We start from the raw sequence: 16,543 nt of genomic DNA on the forward strand, positions 1-16,543 counted from the left end.
TGCAAGCCAGCCGCCGCACCGAGCGGACGGCGGCGCAACAGGGGAGGTCACAATGGCTGGCAAACGCATCCTGATGATCGTCGGCGACTTCGTCGAGGACTATGAGACCATGGTGCCGTTCCAGGCCCTGCTGGCGGTCGGGCACACGGTGCATGCCGTCTGCCCGGACAAGACGGCCGGCGACAGCGTGGCGACGGCGATCCACGATTTCGAGGGGCAGCAGACCTATTCGGAAAAGCGCGGCCACAATTTCGCGCTGAATGCCACCTTCGCCGACATCGATCCGGCCCGCTACGACGCGCTGGTGATTCCTGGCGGGCGCGCGCCGGAATATCTGCGCATGAACGCCCGCGCCATCGAGATGGTCCGCCACTTCTTCGAGGCCGACAAGCCGGTCGCCGCCATCTGCCACGGCGCCCAGCTGCTGGCCGGCGCCCGGGTGCTGGAAGGGCGCACCTGTTCGGCCTATCCCGCCTGCCGCGCCGAGGTGGAACTCGCCGGGGGCACCTATGCCGACATCGCGATTGATGCGGCGGTGACGGACGGCAATCTGGTGAGCGCCCCCGCCTGGCCGGCGCATCCGGCCTGGATCGGCCAGTTCCTCGCCGTGCTCGGCACTACCATCGCGCATGGTGAGGCCACTATCGGTGCGCGCAAGGCCGCGTGAGGCGTCTTCACGACCCGGCGGAACGGGACTATGATGCGCGCGGCGGGGCGGCACGCTCCGCCGCCGAGGGAGGCGCACCATGTGCAAGCTTTTCATCGAAGCCGATCCGGCCCTGTGGCAGACGCGGCTGAAATCGCTGCGCTTGAGCGGCTTTTCCACCAGCGTGCGGCTGGAGAATCTCTATTGGCAGGTGCTGGAGGAAATCGCCCAGCGCGACGGTATGAGCCTGCCGCAGCTCCTGGCCAGGCTGCATGAGGAACTGACCTTCGCCCATGGCGGGGTGGAGAACTTTGCCTCGTTCCTGCGGGTGTGCTGCGGGCGCTATCTCGCGCTCCAGCTGGAAGGCGATGTGCCGCGCGACCTGGGCACGCCCATTCGCAGCCTCGACGCCGACGCGATTCTGGCGCGCGAGGCGCATCGCAGCCGGCGTAGCCTGTCCTCGGCGGCCTGAACTCCTCACCGGGTGTCAGCGCGAGAGGCGACGGCAAGGCCACCGTTGCGTTTGACCGCGCCATCCTGTATGGCATGCGTTGCATCCGGGAGTAAGGCCTCCCGGTGCGTTCATGCGCGGGAGGCACGGCAGGTTCGCCAGCCAGCGTTTTAAACGTGCCGCTACCGCGCCCCTCCATTTACGCCGCCCGCGATGAAGCCGTCGCGACGGCGTGCTTTGGCGTTTGCGACTGGCAGTCGCACCGCCGAGGAGTTCGTCATGGCGAAGAAGATCACCGGCTACATCAAGTTGCAGGTGCCGGCCGGCTCGGCCAACCCCGCGCCGCCGATCGGCCCTGCGCTCGGTCAGCGCGGCCTCAACATCATGGAATTCTGCAAGGCGTTCAACGCCCAGACCGGCCAGCTCGAAAAGGGCATGCCGATTCCGGTGGTGATCACGGCCTATCAGGACCGTTCGTTCACCTTCGAGCTGAAGACCCCGCCGGTCTCCTACTTCTTGAAGAAGGCCGCCGGCCTTGAGACCAAGAAGAAGCCCGGCTCCGGCCACAAGACGCCGGGCAAGGGCGGCTTCGTCGGCAAGATCTCGCAGGAACAGATGCGCGAAATCGCCGGCAAGAAGATGAAGGACCTCAACTGCGAGACCGTCGAAGCGGCGGTGCGCATGATCGAGGGCTCCGCCCGTTCCATGGGCCTCGAAGTGGTGGGTTGAGCTGATGGCCAAGATTTCCAAGCGTGTTCGCTCCGTCCGCGAGGGCATCGATCCGGTGAAGCTGTACGGTCTCGATGAGGCGCTGACGCTTCTCAAGGACCGGGCCAACGCCAAGTTCGACGAGACCATCGAAGTGGCGCTCAATCTCGGCGTCGATCCCCGTCACGCCGACCAGATGGTGCGCGGCGTGTGCAACCTGCCGAACGGCTCGGGCCGTACTGTCCGCGTCGCCGTGTTCGCGCGCGGCGCCAAGGCGGATGAAGCCAAGGCGGCGGGCGCCGACATCGTCGGTGCTGAGGATCTGCTCGAGACCATCCAGGGCGGCACGATCGAGTTCGATCGCTGCATCGCCACCCCGGACCTGATGCCGCTCGTCGGCCGTCTCGGCAAGGTGCTCGGCCCACGCGGCCTGATGCCGAACCCGAAGGTCGGCACCGTCACCATGGACGTGAAGGGTGCGGTCGAGGCGGCCAAGGGCGGCGCGGTCGAGTTCCGCGTCGAGAAGGCTGGCATCATCCATGGCGGCATCGGCAAGGCCTCGTTCCCGGTCGACAAGCTCGCCGAGAACATCCGCGCCTTCGTTGACGCGGTCGTCAAGGCCAAGCCGACCGGCGCCAAGGGCACCTATGTTCAGCGCGTCGCCGTCTCCTCGACCATGGGCCCCGGCCTTAAGGTCGAGCCCGCGAGCGTTCTGGTTGCCGGCTGATCGCCCTGTCGCATCGTCGTCACGGGACCGGTCGCGGTCCCGTGATTGCGACGGTGTGGATTTGTCAAGCCCTTGGTGCTATCAGGGGTGACAAATCCCAAGCGACTCACTATATGGGCGGTTTCGTTGCCGACAATGTCGGTCGCGTGCCGATGAAATTTCAGCTTTCGCCCGTGTAAAAACGGGCGGAGAGGCCGGCAGGGTTCGCCTTGCCGGCTTTACGTCCTGTCCGAGACTGCCGGTGCCCCTCGCCTGAGGTGGCTTAATCCCGATCGGGGCCAGCATAGACGGGGTACGACCGCAGGAAGGGTTCCGGGCAACCGGGTCCTGGATTGCGGCTCGAACCAGCGCCTTGGCCGGTTTTTCGGTCCCAGGGGACAGGATACCAACCGTCGTCGCTCCGCAAGGAGGGGCGGCAAGGCGCAAACCCGGCGGGGAAGGTCATCTTCCTCGCCACCGGAGAGCAAGTGAAGTGGATCGAGCACAAAAAGAAGAGCTCGTCACGACGCTGACCGATGTGTTTCAGAGCACCTCGGTCGTCGTAGTGGCCCACTATTCCGGCCTCACCGTCGCCCAGCTGTCGGCTCTGCGCCGCCAGATGAAGGCGAATGGTGCGACCGTGAAGGTGGCGAAGAACCGCCTCGCCAAGATCGCTCTCGAAGGTTCGGACGTCGCACATGTCGCGGCCCTGCTGAAGGGTCCGACCATCATCGCTTATTCGAGCGATCCTGTTGCGGCCCCGAAGGTTGCCGTCGACTTCGCCAAGACGAACGACAAGTTCGTCATCCTTGGCGGAGCGTTCGGCACCACGGCCCTGAATGTGGATGGTGTGAAGGCTCTGGCCACCATGCCGTCCCTTGATGAACTGCGCGCGAAGCTCGTCGGCCTTATCCAGGCCCCGGCGACCAAGATCGCCCAGCTCAGCACCGCGCCGGCGGCCAAGCTCGCCCGCGTGTTTGCGGCCTATGCCAAAGAGAACGAAGCCGCGTGAGGCTTCCCGGTAATACTGGTTCGAACCGAAATCCAAGGACTTAAGTAAAATGGCTGATCTGTCGAAGCTCGTTGACGAGCTGTCCGCCCTGACCGTTCTCGAGGCCGCCGAGCTCGCGAAGCTCCTCGAAGAGAAGTGGGGCGTTTCCGCCGCCGCCGCCGTGGCTGTCGCCGCTGCCCCGGCTGCTGCGGCTGCCCCCGTTGAAGAGCAGACCGAGTTCACCGTTATCCTGGCCTCGGCCGGCGATAAGAAGATCGAGGTCATCAAGGAAGTCCGCGCCATCACCGGCCTGGGCCTCAAGGAAGCCAAGGATCTCGTCGAGGCGGCCCCCAAGGCTGTCAAGGAAGGCGTGACCAAGGACGAAGCCGAGAAGATCAAGGCGCAGATCGAGAAGGCCGGCGCCAAGGTCGAGCTCAAGTGATCATCTGATCATTCGAGGCCGCCGGTTCGCCGGCGGCCTCTGCCTTCGCATGGCCGAGGGCGTGACTGAGGGAAGCCCGACGGCTTCCCAGACGATCCGGGACCGGATCGTCTGGGGAGCCGTCGGTTACAGAACGGTCGGAGGGCAGGGCGCTTTGGTGCCTCATCCTCGTCGGATTGTTCGGTGATCATAAGCCTCCACGGATGGCCACCCGGCCCTCCCGCCGGGATCGTGGATGGCGCTGACGGATACTCGGACGGAGCGAGGAGCGACATGGCGCAGACGTTCACCGGTCGTAAGCGGGTCCGCAAGTTTTTCGGCAAGATCCAGGAAGTGGCGGAGATGCCGAACCTCATCGAGGTTCAGAAGGCATCCTACGACCAGTTCCTGCAGATCGTTGAGCCGAAGGGCGGCCGCGCAGACGACGGCATTCAGGCGGTTTTCAAGTCGGTATTCCCGATTTCGGACTTTTCGGGCGCTGCTATGCTCGAATTCGTCCGCTACGAGTTCGAACCGCCGAAGTACGACGTTGACGAGTGCCGCCAGCGGGGCATGACCTTTGCCGCGCCGCTCAAGGTGACGCTGCGCCTCATCGTGTTCGATGTCGATCCCGATACCGGCTCCAAGTCCGTCAAGGACATCAAGGAGCAGGATGTCTATATGGGCGACATCCCGCTGATGACCATGAACGGTACGTTCATCGTCAACGGCACCGAGCGCGTCATCGTCTCGCAGATGCACCGCTCGCCGGGCGTGTTCTTCGACCACGACAAGGGCAAGACGCACTCCTCGGGCAAGCTGCTTTTCGCCGCCCGCATCATTCCCTATCGCGGTTCCTGGCTCGACATCGAGTTCGACGCCAAGGACATCGTCTATGCGCGCATTGATCGCCGCCGCAAGATTCCGGTGACGAGCCTGCTCTTCGCCCTCGGCCTCGCCGGCGAGGAGATCCTCGACACCTTCTACGAGACCATCACCTTCGCCCGGGCGAAGGATGGCTGGCGCATGCCTTTCGATCCCAAGCGGATGAAGGGCTACAAGGCGGTTTCCGATCTCGTCGACGCCGACACCGGCGAAGTCGTGGTCGAGGCCGGCAAGAAGGTGACGGTCCGCCAGGCCCGCCAGCTCGCCGAGAAGGGCCTCAAGGCGCTCAAGATCTCCGACGAGGAGATGGTCGGCCAATATGTGGCCGAGGACATGGTCAACCCGACCTCGGGCGAGATCTATGTCGAAGCCGGTGAAGAAGTCACCGAGAAGATGCTGAAGCAGCTTGTCGAGCTCGGCTACGAAGAAGTGCCGATCCTCGACATCGACCACATCAATGTGGGCGCCTATATCCGCAACACGCTGACGGTCGACAAGAACGTCACCCGTGAGGATGCGCTGTTCGACATCTACCGCGTGATGCGTCCCGGCGAGCCGCCGACGCTCGATTCCGCGCAGGCCATGTTCCACTCGCTGTTCTTCGACAGCGAGCGCTACGACCTGTCCGCGGTCGGCCGCGTGAAGATGAACATGCGCCTCGACCTCGATGCCGAGGACACGGTGCGTGTGCTGCGCCGCGAGGACATTCTCGCGGTCATCCAGACGCTGGTTCAGCTGCGCGACGGCAAGGGCGAGATCGACGATATCGATCATCTCGGCAATCGCCGCGTCCGCTCTGTCGGCGAGCTGATGGAGAATCAGTATCGCGTCGGCCTGCTGCGCATGGAGCGCGCCATCAAGGAGCGCATGTCGTCCGTCGACATCGACACCGTGATGCCGCAGGACCTGATCAACGCCAAGCCGGTGGCGGCGGCGGTGCGCGAGTTCTTCGGCTCGTCGCAGCTCTCGCAGTTCATGGACCAGACCAACCCGCTGTCCGAGATCACCCACAAGCGCCGTCTCTCGGCGCTTGGCCCGGGCGGTCTGACGCGCGAGCGCGCCGGCTTCGAGGTGCGCGACGTGCACCCGACGCATTACGGCCGTATTTGCCCGATCGAGACGCCGGAAGGCCCGAATATCGGCCTGATCAACTCGCTGGCCACCTTTGCCCGCGTGAACAAGTACGGCTTCATCGAGGCGCCCTATCGCCGCGTTAAGGACAGCCAGGTTCAGGACGAGGTGGTCTATCTCTCCGCCATGGAGGAGGGGAAGTACTACGTCGCGCAGGCCAACATCCCGCTCGACGCCGAAGGCCGCTTCACCGAGGACCTGATCGTCTGCCGGCATGCCGGTGACGTTCTGCTGGTCACGCCCGATCGCGTCGACTTCATGGACGTGTCGCCCAAGCAGCTGGTCTCGGTCGCCGCGGCGCTCATTCCGTTCCTTGAGAACGACGACGCCAACCGCGCGCTGATGGGCTCGAACATGCAGCGCCAGGCGGTGCCGCTGGTGCGTGCCGACGCCCCCTTCGTGGGCACGGGCATGGAATCAGTGGTGGCCCGCGATTCCGGTGCCGCCATCGGTGCGCGCCGTACCGGCGTTGTCGACCAGGTGGACGCGACCCGTATCGTTATCCGTGCGACGGAAGAGGCCGATGCCTCCAAGTCGGGCGTCGACATCTACCGGCTGCAGAAGTTCCAGCGCTCCAACCAGTCGACCTGCATCAACCAGCGTCCGCTGGTGCGGGTGGGTGACCGGGTGCGCAAGGGCGACATCATTGCCGACGGTCCCTCGACCGATCTCGGCGATCTGGCGCTCGGCCGGAACATCCTCGTCGCCTTCATGCCGTGGAATGGCTACAACTTCGAAGATTCCATCCTGCTGTCGGAGAACATCTCCAAGGGTGACATCTTCTCCTCGATCCACATCGAGGAATTCGAAGTGATGGCCCGCGATACGAAGCTGGGTCCGGAGGAAATCACGCGCGACATTCCGAACGTGTCGGAAGAGGCGCTGAAGAACCTCGACGAAGCCGGCATCGTCTATATCGGCGCCGAAGTTCAGGCGGGCGACATCCTTTGCGGCAAGATCACGCCGAAGGGTGAGAGCCCGATGACCCCGGAAGAAAAGCTGCTTCGCGCCATCTTCGGCGAGAAGGCGGCCGACGTGCGCGACACCTCGCTGCGCGTTCCCCCGGGCGTCACCGGCACGGTCGTCGAAGTGCGCGTGTTCAACCGCCACGGTGTGGACAAGGACGAGCGCGCCCAGGCGATCGAGCGCGAGGAGATCGAGCGTCTCGCCAAGGATCGCGACGACGAGCAGGCGATCCTCGACCGCAACGTCTTCGGCCGTCTGGCCGAGATGCTGGACGGCAAGGTCGGCGTGGCGGGCCCGAAGGGGTTCAAGAAGGACACGCCGCTCACCCGTTCGGTGCTGACCGAGTACCCGCGCAGCCAGTGGTGGCAGTTCGCCATCGCCGACGACCATGTGATGAGCGAGCTGGAGGCGATCCGCAACCAGTACGACGAATCGAAGAAGCGCCTTGAGCAGCGCTTCCTCGACAAGGTCGAAAAGCTGCAGCGCGGCGACGAGCTGCCGCCCGGCGTGATGAAGATGGTCAAGGTCTTCATCGCGGTGAAGCGCAAGATCCAGCCGGGCGACAAGATGGCCGGCCGGCATGGCAACAAAGGCGTGGTCTCGCGCATCGTCCCGGTCGAGGACATGCCGTTCCTTGAGGACGGCACCCCGGTCGACATGGTGCTCAACCCGCTCGGCGTGCCCTCGCGCATGAATGTCGGGCAGATCCTTGAAACCCATCTGGGTTGGGCCTGCGCCGGCCTCGGCCGGGTGATCGACCGCGCCATCGAAGGTTACCGCCAGACGCACGATATCGCGCCGCTCAAGGACGCGTTCAGCAAGATCTACGGCAAGGACGAGACAATCGACTCGCTCGACGAGGACGGTCTGGTCGAGCTGGGATCGAATTTGCGTCGCGGCGTCCCGATCGCCACGCCGGTGTTCGACGGTGCCCGCGAGGCCGATATCGAGCACATGCTGGAGCTGGCGGGTCTCGACAAGTCGGCGCAGTCGACCCTGTTCGACGGCCGCACCGGCGAGCAGTTCGACCGTAAGGTTACGGTCGGCTACATCTACATGCTGAAGCTGCATCACCTTGTCGACGACAAGATCCATGCACGCTCGATCGGCCCGTACTCGCTCGTCACCCAGCAGCCGCTGGGCGGCAAGGCGCAGTTCGGCGGTCAGCGCTTCGGTGAGATGGAAGTGTGGGCGTTGGAGGCCTATGGCGCCGCCTACACCCTGCAGGAGATGCTCACCGTCAAGTCGGACGACGTGGCGGGCCGCACCAAGGTCTATGAGGCGATCGTGCGCGGCGACGACACGTTCGAGGCGGGTATCCCCGAGAGCTTCAACGTTCTCGTGAAGGAGATGCGTTCGCTCGGCCTGAACGTCGAGCTGATGAACTCCAAGACCCTCTCCGCGGTCGCAAGCCCGGGCGAGAGCCTGCCAGCGGCCGAATGACCGACTGAACCAAGGGGGCGGACGCGCAGGCGTGTCCGCCCTTTCGATCGTTCGACAGACCAGACTTTTCCGTGACCCCAACCAGCCGCGGCGGCGGAGGCGGGGTCCAGCCGAAGGAGACGGCGATGAATCAAGAGGTGATGAATCTCTTCAACCCGGCGGCGCCGGCGCCGACTTTCGATCAGATCAAGATCTCGATCGCGAGTCCGGAGAAGATCCTGTCGTGGTCCTTCGGTGAGATCAAGAAGCCGGAGACGATCAACTACCGCACGTTCAAGCCCGAGCGTGACGGCTTGTTCTGCGCGCGCATCTTCGGTCCGATCAAGGACTATGAGTGCCTGTGCGGCAAGTACAAGCGCATGAAGTACAAGGGCATCATCTGCGAGAAGTGCGGCGTGGAAGTCACGCTGTCGCGCGTGCGTCGCGAGCGCATGGGCCACATCGAGCTTGCCGCCCCGGTCGCGCATATCTGGTTCCTGAAGTCGCTGCCGAGCCGCATCGGCCTGCTGCTCGACATGACGCTCAAGGACCTCGAACGCATCCTGTACTTTGAATATTACTGCGTCATCGAGCCGGGCCTCACCCCGCTGAAGGAGCGTCAGCTCCTCTCGGAAGAGGACTATCTGCGCGCGCAGGAAGAATATGGTGATGACTCGTTCACGGCGCTGATCGGCGCCGAGGCGATCCGTGAGATTCTGCGCGGCATGGATCTGGAGAAGATCGCCGGCAACCTGCGCAAGGAGATCGCCGAGGCGACCACCGAGCTGAAGCCGAAGAAGCTCGCCAAGCGGCTGAAGATTGTCGAAGCCTTCCAGGAATCCGGCAACAAGCCGGAATGGATGATCCTGACGCATGTTCCGGTGATCCCGCCGGACCTGCGCCCGCTCGTCCCGCTGGACGGCGGCCGTTTCGCCACGTCCGACCTGAACGACCTCTACCGCCGCGTCATCAACCGTAACAACCGCCTCAAGCGGCTGATCGAGCTGAAGGCCCCGGATATCATCATCCGCAACGAGAAGCGCATGCTTCAGGAAGCGGTCGATGCGCTGTTCGACAATGGCCGTCGCGGCCGCGTCATCACGGGTGCCAACAAGCGCCCGCTGAAGTCGCTCGCCGATATGCTGAAGGGCAAGCAGGGCCGGTTCCGCCAGAACCTGCTCGGCAAGCGCGTCGACTATTCCGGTCGTTCGGTGATCGTCGTCGGTCCCGAGCTGAAGCTGCACCAGTGCGGCCTGCCGAAGAAGATGGCGCTGGAGCTGTTCAAGCCCTTCATCTATTCGCGCCTCGACGCCAAGGGCCTGTCCGCCACTGTGAAGCAGGCGAAGAAGCTCGTCGAGAAGGAGCGTCCCGAGGTGTGGGACATCCTCGACGAGGTCATTCGCGAGCATCCGGTGATGCTGAACCGCGCCCCGACGCTGCATCGCCTGGGCATCCAGGCGTTCGAGCCGGTGCTGATCGAAGGCAAGGCGATCCAGCTTCACCCGCTGGTCTGCTCGGCCTTCAACGCGGACTTCGACGGCGACCAGATGGCGGTGCACGTGCCCCTGTCCATCGAGGCGCAGCTTGAAGCGCGCGTGCTGATGATGTCGACAAACAACATCCTGCACCCGGCCAACGGCGCTCCGATCATCGTGCCGTCGCAGGATATCGTGCTCGGTCTGTATTACCTCACCATGATGAAGGAGAACGAGCCCGGTCAGGGCATGGCGTTCGCCAACATGGGCGAGATCGACCACGCGCTGGCGGTCAAGGCCATCACGCTGCACACTAAGGTGCGTGGGCGCTATATCGGCGTGGGCGAGGACGGCAAGCCCGTCTCGAAGATCCACGAGACCACGCCCGGCCGCATGAAGCTCGGCGAATTGCTGCCGAAGAACGCCAAGACCCCCTTCGACGTCGTCAACAAGCTGATGACCAAGAAGGAAATCTCGAACATGATCGACACCGTCTACCGCCACTGCGGTCAGAAGGAGACGGTCATCTTCTGCGATCGCATCATGACGCTCGGCTTCTCCAACGCCTTCCGCGCCGGCATTTCCTTCGGCAAGGACGACATGGTGGTGCCCTCCAAGAAGTGGGACATGGTCGAAGAGACCCGTTCGCTCACCAAGGAGTACGAGCAGCAGTACAATGACGGCCTGATCACCCAGGGCGAAAAGTACAACAAGGTCGTCGATGCGTGGGGCAAGTGCTCCGCCCGCCTCGCCGACGAGATGATGGCCGAGATTTCGGCGGTGAAGAAGGACCCGGTGACGGGTCGCGAGAAGCAGATCAACTCGATCTACATGATGGCCCATTCCGGCGCGCGTGGTTCGCGCGAGCAGATGCGCCAGCTCGCCGCCATGCGCGGTCTGATGGCCAAGCCGTCGGGCGAGATCATCGAGACGCCGATCATCTCGAACTTCAAGGAAGGCCTCTCCGTGCTCGAGTACTTCAACTCGACCCACGGTGCCCGTAAGGGCCTGGCCGACACCGCGCTGAAGACCGCCAACTCGGGCTACCTGACCCGTCGTCTCGTCGACGTGGCCCAGGACAGCATCATCACGTTGCGCGACTGCGGCACCACCAACGGCATCGCCATGCGCGCCATCATCGACGCGGGCAACATCGTCGCCACGCTCGGCTCGCGCGTTCTGGGCCGTACCGCGGCCGAGGACGTGATCGAGGGCGCGACTGGCAATGTGATCGTGCCGGCCGGCCACATGATGGACGAGGCGGATATCGAGCGCATCTCCAAGGCGGGCGTGCAGGAGATCAAGATCCGCTCCGTGCTGACCTGCGAGGCCAAGAATGGCGTCTGCGGGACCTGCTACGGCCGCGATCTGGCTCGCGGCACGCCTGTCAACATGGGCGAGGCGGTCGGCGTCATCGCGGCGCAGTCGATCGGCGAGCCGGGCACCCAGCTCACCATGCGCACCTTCCACATCGGCGGCGCGGCGCAGCTCTCCGAGCAGTCCTTCATCGAGGCCTCTTTCGAGGGCACGGTGAAGATCCGCAACCGCAATGTGGTGCGGAACTCGGAAGGCGAGCTGATCGCCATGAGCCGCAACCTGTCCGTCCTGATCATCGATCACGACGGTTCGGAAAAGGCGGCGCACCGCATCCAGTTCGGCGCCAAGCTGAAGGTCGATGACGGCGACGCCATCAAGCGTGGCCAGCGCATCGCCGAGTGGGACCCCTATACCCGTCCGATCCTCACCGAGGTCGAGGGTATCGTGGGTTACGAGGATCTGGTCGAAGGCGCTTCGCTCAGCGAGACGGTCGACGAATCGACCGGCATCGCCAAGCGCGTCGTCACCGACTGGCGCACGGGCCGTGGCTCGGAACTGCGTCCCTCGCTGGTGGTGAAGGGTGCGGACGGCAAGGTGCTGAAGCTGCAGCGCGGCGGCGATGCCCGCTACACGCTGCCGGTGGAAGCCATTCTGTCGGCCGATCCCGGCTCCACCATCAAGGCTGGCGACGTTCTCGCCCGCGTGCCGATGGAGTCCGCCAAGACCCGCGACATCACGGGCGGTCTGCCGCGCGTGGCGGAGCTGTTCGAGGCGCGTCGTCCGAAGGATGCGGCGATCATCGCCGAAATCTCCGGCACGATCCGGTTCGGCAAGGACTACAAGAACAAGCGCCGCGTGAGCATCGAGCCGCAGGATTCGACCGACGACACGGCCGAGTACCTGATCCCGAAGGGCAAGCACATCCATCTGCAGGATGGCGACCTCGTCGAGAAGGGCGACTTCATCGTCGACGGCAACCCCGCGCCGCACGACATCCTGGCCATCAAGGGCGTCGAGGAACTCGCCGCCTATCTCGTCAACGAGATCCAGGAGGTCTACCGGCTGCAGGGCGTGCTCATCAACGACAAGCACATCGAGGTGATCGTTCGCCAGATGCTGCAGAAGGTCGAGATCGACGACGCTGGCGAAAGCGACCTGCTCACCAACGAGCAGATCGACGCCTCGGAGCTGAACGAGATCAACGAGGTGCTGGTCGCCGAGGGCAAGAAGCCCGCGTCTGGTCATCCCGTGCTGCTCGGCATCACCAAGGCGAGCCTGCAGACGCGCTCCTTCATCTCGGCCGCCTCCTTCCAGGAGACGACCCGGGTGCTCACCGAGGCGGCGGTCAACGGCAAGTCCGATGATCTCGCTGGCCTCAAGGAGAACGTCATCGTCGGCCGCCTGATCCCGGCGGGCACCGGGGCGCAGATGGCCAAGCTCCGCGTCACCGCGACCTCGCGCGACGAACTCATCGCCGCGCAGAACGAACAGGACGGCGTGGCGTCCAACGCTCCGCGTCTGGAAGGACCGGCCGCCGCCGAGTGATCGGCGTCGCAGCCTGGTAGAAATGGAAAGGGCCGTCCCTCAGGGGCGGCCCTTTTGCTTTGTGCGGGACAGCGCGCAGCCGAGGCGGCTTCGGAGGGTGAAGGCGCCCTGGCATGGTTAACGGGGCAGGCCGCCCCGGTGGCAGGCTCTCTGTTGACGTCAGCCCCGCTGCCGTTCGGACGTCGGAGGCCGCCGTGCGGGGCCGGTGGCGATTTGGGGCGGCCTCCAGTGTCGCCGGGTCCGGCCGTTCCGCCGGTTCTTCGCGGCACAGGGGAGGGGCGCCTTGCAACAGTCCTCCCGCAGCATCGGCGCCAAGACTGCGAGTCGCGATTCGTCATTCCGCGACTCGCGAGTCGCCTTCGTAGGGGGCGGGCCTGCGAATCTGTTAAACGACGACAGCGACAGGTTGGCGAGTCGGCGTCTACTCGGCCTCCTGGCGCCCCCTTTCGCGGGAATTCAGCGTCCGCAAAGCCTCGCACGACCCTGTGAGCGGCCATTCTTACGGTTAAGGGTTGACGTCAGGCGAGTCGGCGGGTAGAAGGCGCCTACTTTCACGGCAGGCGGTTGAAGTTACCGCGTTCGGACACCCTGTCTGGACACAGAATTTCAAGACGCTGCCGGGACGCAAGCACGACCAAATCCGGCGCATGATCGCGCATCTGGTGGCTTTCGAGCCATCGCGTGATCCTCTGAACGTACAGCGCCCTCGGCCAGGATCTGGCCGGCGGCGCTTCTTTCGTTCGCAGGCAGGCCGGCGTGCTGATTGTTCCGAATTGCCGAGAAGAAGAATGCGGTTGCGGCCGCGGAAATTGGGTTAGCGCGAGGGCATTCCTGTCCGTAGCGCAGCGAGACGAAGGCGAGACACGTGCCGACGATCAACCAGCTGATCCGCAAGCCGCGGGAAGCCCAGAAGGCCCGGAACAAGGTTCCGGCGCTGCAGGCCAGCCCGCAGAAGCGTGGTGTTTGCACCCGCGTCTATACGACGACCCCGAAGAAGCCGAACTCGGCGCTTCGTAAGGTCGCCAAGGTTCGTTTGACCAATGGCTATGAAGTCATCGGTTACATCCCCGGCGAGGGGCACAACCTGCAGGAACACTCCGTGGTGATGATCCGCGGCGGCCGCGTCAAGGATCTTCCTGGCGTGCGCTATCACATCCTGCGCGGCGTGCTCGATACGCAGGGCGTCAAGAATCGTAAGCAGCGCCGTTCCAAGTACGGCGCCAAGCGGCCGAAGTGAGGATTGAGCGATGTCCCGTCGTCATCGTGCAGAGCGCCGCGAAGTTACCCCGGATCCCAAGTTCGGGAGCGAGGTGCTGAGCCGCTTCATGAACGCCGTCATGTATGACGGCAAGAAGTCGGTTGCCGAGCAGATCGTTTATGGCGCCCTCGACCTGGTCGAGAACCGCGCCAAGTCCGAGCCTCTGGGTGTGTTCACCCAGGCGCTGGACAATGTCAGCCCGGCCATCGAGGTGCGTTCCCGCCGTGTCGGCGGCGCCACCTACCAGGTGCCCGTCGAAGTGCGTCCCGAGCGCCGTCAGGCTCTCGCGATCCGCTGGCTGATCATTGCGGCACGTGCCCGCAACGAGAAGACCATGGTCGAGCGTCTGTCAGGCGAACTGCTCGACGCCTCGAACAACCGCGGCACTGCCGTGAAGAAACGTGAAGACACGCACCGCATGGCGGAGGCCAACCGCGCCTTCTCTCACTACCGCTGGTGATGACGAGAGCCGGGACGAGGATCTGATATGTCGCGCATTCATGCTATTGAAGACTACCGTAACTTCGGCATCATGGCCCACATTGATGCCGGCAAGACCACCACGACCGAACGGATCCTCTATTACACCGGCAAGAGCCACAAGATCGGCGAAGTCCATGATGGCGCTGCCACCATGGACTGGATGACCCAGGAGCAGGAGCGCGGCATCACGATTACGTCGGCCGCGACGACCGCTTTCTGGCATGGCAAGCGCCTGAACATCATCGACACCCCCGGCCACGTCGACTTCACCATTGAAGTCGAGCGCTCGCTGCGTGTGCTCGATGGCGCCGTCTGCGTTCTTGACGGCAACCAGGGCGTCGAGCCCCAGACCGAGACCGTCTGGCGCCAGGCCGACAAGTACAACGTTCCGCGCATCGTGTTCGTCAACAAGATGGACAAGACCGGCGCCGACTTCTTCCGCTGCGTGGAGATGATTATCGACCGCGTTGACGGCAAGCCGGTCTGCTGCCAGCTGCCCATCGGTTCCGAGAACAACTTCAAGGGCATCATTGACCTCGTCCGCATGAAGGCGGTCGTGTGGGACAATGAAGAGCTCGGCGCGAAGTATCACGACGAAGAGATCCCGGCTGAGCTGCTCGACCAGGCCATCGAATATCGCGGCAAGCTGCTCGAAGCGGCTGTCGAGCTCGATGACGACGTGCTCTCCGCCTATCTCGAAGGCGTCGAGCCCGACGAAGCCACCCTCAAGGGTCTGATCCGCAAGGCCGTCATCGGCCGCGTGTTCAACCCGGTGTTCTGTGGCTCGGCGTTCAAGAACAAAGGCGTCCAGCCGCTGCTCGACGCAGTGTGCGACTTCCTGCCGTCGCCGATCGATCGTGGCGCGATCAAGGGCATCGACTTCGACACCGAAGAAGAGACCGTTCGCAACCCGAACGATAGCGACCCGCTGTCGGTCCTCGCGTTCAAGATCATGGACGACCCCTTCGTCGGCACCATCACCTTCTGCCGCGTCTATTCGGGCAAGCTCGAAACCGGCATGGGTCTGCTGAACTCGACCCGCGACAAGAAGGAGCGCGTCGGTCGCATGCTGCTCATGCATGCGAACAACCGCGAAGACATCAAGGAAGCCTATGCCGGCGACATCGTCGCTCTGGCGGGCCTCAAGGAAGTGCGCACCGGCGATACGCTGTGCGACCCGGCCAAACCGGTCATCCTTGAGAAGATGGAATTCCCCGAGCCGGTCATTGAGATCGCGATCGAGCCGAAGTCCAAGGCCGACCAGGAGAAGCTGGGCCTCGCTCTGGCGAAGCTCGCGGCGGAGGATCCGTCCTTCCGCGTGTCGACCGATTTCGAGAGCGGCCAGACCATCCTCAAGGGCATGGGCGAACTGCACCTCGACATCAAGGTCGACATCCTGAAGCGCACCTACAAGGTGGATGCCAATATCGGCGCCCCCCAGGTCGCCTATCGCGAGACGATCACCCGCAAGACCGAGATCGACTACACCCACAAGAAGCAGACCGGCGGTACCGGTCAGTTCGCCCGGGTGAAGTTCGTGGTCGAGCCGAACGAAGTCGGCAAGGGTTTCTCGTTCGAGAGCAAGGTCATCGGCGGCGCGGTGCCGAAGGAGTACATCCCCGGCGTCAACAAGGGTCTGGAAAGCGTGCTCGGTTCGGGCGTGCTGGCTGGCTTCCCGGTTGTCGACGTCAAGGTCGAGCTCATCGACGGCGCCTACCACGAAGTCGACTCGTCGGCCCTGGCCTTCGAGATCGCGTCCCGTGCGGCGTTCCGTGAGGCCCTGCAGAAGGGCGGCGCGGTGCTGCTGGAGCCGATCATGAAGGTCGAGGTCGTCACCCCGGAAGACTATACCGGCTCGGTCATCGGCGACCTCAACTCCCGTCGCGGCCAGATCCAGGGCCAGGACATGCGTGGCAATGCGAACGTCGTGAATGCGATGGTGCCGCTGGCCAACATGTTTGGCTACGTCAATACGCTCCGGTCCTTCTCGCAGGGCCGCGCTACCTTCACCATGCAGTTCGACCACTACGAGCAGGTGCCGTCGAACGTCGCTCAGGAGGTTCAGGCCAAGTACGCATGATGCGGCAGGCCTGAATTTTTGAAGCGATTTCGTATCCACATCGATAAGACCGACGGAG

Annotated in this window: 11 protein-coding genes; all 11 read left to right on the forward strand. The window is 64.1% G+C overall.

All coding sequences use genetic code 11. The annotated features are described in order from the left end of the window. The first annotated feature begins 52 nt into the window (after positions 1-52). The 11 genes from A3M1_RS0119080 (at position 53) to fusA (ending at position 16,485) form a co-directional block, all read left to right on the forward strand. Positions 53-667, forward strand: a complete 615-nt coding sequence (locus tag A3M1_RS0119080; RefSeq protein WP_018390589.1) for a DJ-1/PfpI family protein — start codon at positions 53-55, stop codon at positions 665-667. Positions 668-746: 79 nt separating this feature from the next. Further along, positions 747-1,118, forward strand: coding sequence for a ribbon-helix-helix domain-containing protein (locus tag A3M1_RS0119085; protein ID WP_018390590.1), 372 nt, complete (start codon positions 747-749; stop codon positions 1,116-1,118). Between the two features lie 258 nt (positions 1,119-1,376). Then, a complete protein-coding gene (gene rplK / locus A3M1_RS0119090; RefSeq protein ID WP_018390591.1) occupies positions 1,377-1,826 on the forward strand; it encodes a 50S ribosomal protein L11 in 450 nt (149 codons plus the stop codon). A gap of 4 nt (positions 1,827-1,830) precedes the next feature. Then, on the forward strand, positions 1,831-2,532 hold the full coding sequence (gene rplA / locus A3M1_RS0119095) for a 50S ribosomal protein L1 (protein WP_018390592.1): 702 nt from the start codon (positions 1,831-1,833) through the stop codon (positions 2,530-2,532). Between the two features lie 472 nt (positions 2,533-3,004). Continuing rightward, entirely contained in the window at positions 3,005-3,523 is a 519-nt protein-coding gene (gene rplJ / locus A3M1_RS0119100) for a 50S ribosomal protein L10 (RefSeq protein ID WP_018390593.1), read from the forward strand. Positions 3,524-3,572: 49 nt separating this feature from the next. Further along, entirely contained in the window at positions 3,573-3,944 is a 372-nt protein-coding gene (gene rplL, locus A3M1_RS0119105) for a 50S ribosomal protein L7/L12 (protein WP_018390594.1), read from the forward strand. A gap of 273 nt (positions 3,945-4,217) precedes the next feature. After that, positions 4,218-8,348, forward strand: coding sequence for a DNA-directed RNA polymerase subunit beta (rpoB, locus tag A3M1_RS0119110; RefSeq protein ID WP_018390595.1), 4,131 nt, complete (start codon positions 4,218-4,220; stop codon positions 8,346-8,348). 125 nt (positions 8,349-8,473) lie between these two features. Further along, a complete protein-coding gene (rpoC, locus tag A3M1_RS0119115; RefSeq protein ID WP_018390596.1) occupies positions 8,474-12,664 on the forward strand; it encodes a DNA-directed RNA polymerase subunit beta' in 4,191 nt (1,396 codons plus the stop codon). Positions 12,665-13,529: 865 nt separating this feature from the next. Beyond that, complete coding sequence (gene rpsL / locus A3M1_RS0119120) at positions 13,530-13,901, forward strand: 30S ribosomal protein S12 (RefSeq protein WP_018390597.1); 372 nt, start codon at positions 13,530-13,532, stop codon at positions 13,899-13,901. Positions 13,902-13,911: 10 nt separating this feature from the next. After that, positions 13,912-14,382 carry a 30S ribosomal protein S7 gene (rpsG, locus tag A3M1_RS0119125; protein WP_018390598.1) on the forward strand — a complete coding sequence of 157 codons (471 nt, stop codon included), beginning with the start codon at positions 13,912-13,914 and terminating at the stop codon, positions 14,380-14,382. Positions 14,383-14,409: 27 nt separating this feature from the next. Next, complete coding sequence (gene fusA, locus A3M1_RS0119130; RefSeq protein WP_018390599.1) at positions 14,410-16,485, forward strand: elongation factor G; 2,076 nt, start codon at positions 14,410-14,412, stop codon at positions 16,483-16,485. Positions 16,486-16,543: the final 58 nt, after the last annotated feature.

This window comes from Ancylobacter sp. FA202, from assembly GCF_000380205.1.
GTDB lineage: Bacteria > Pseudomonadota > Alphaproteobacteria > Rhizobiales > Xanthobacteraceae > Ancylobacter.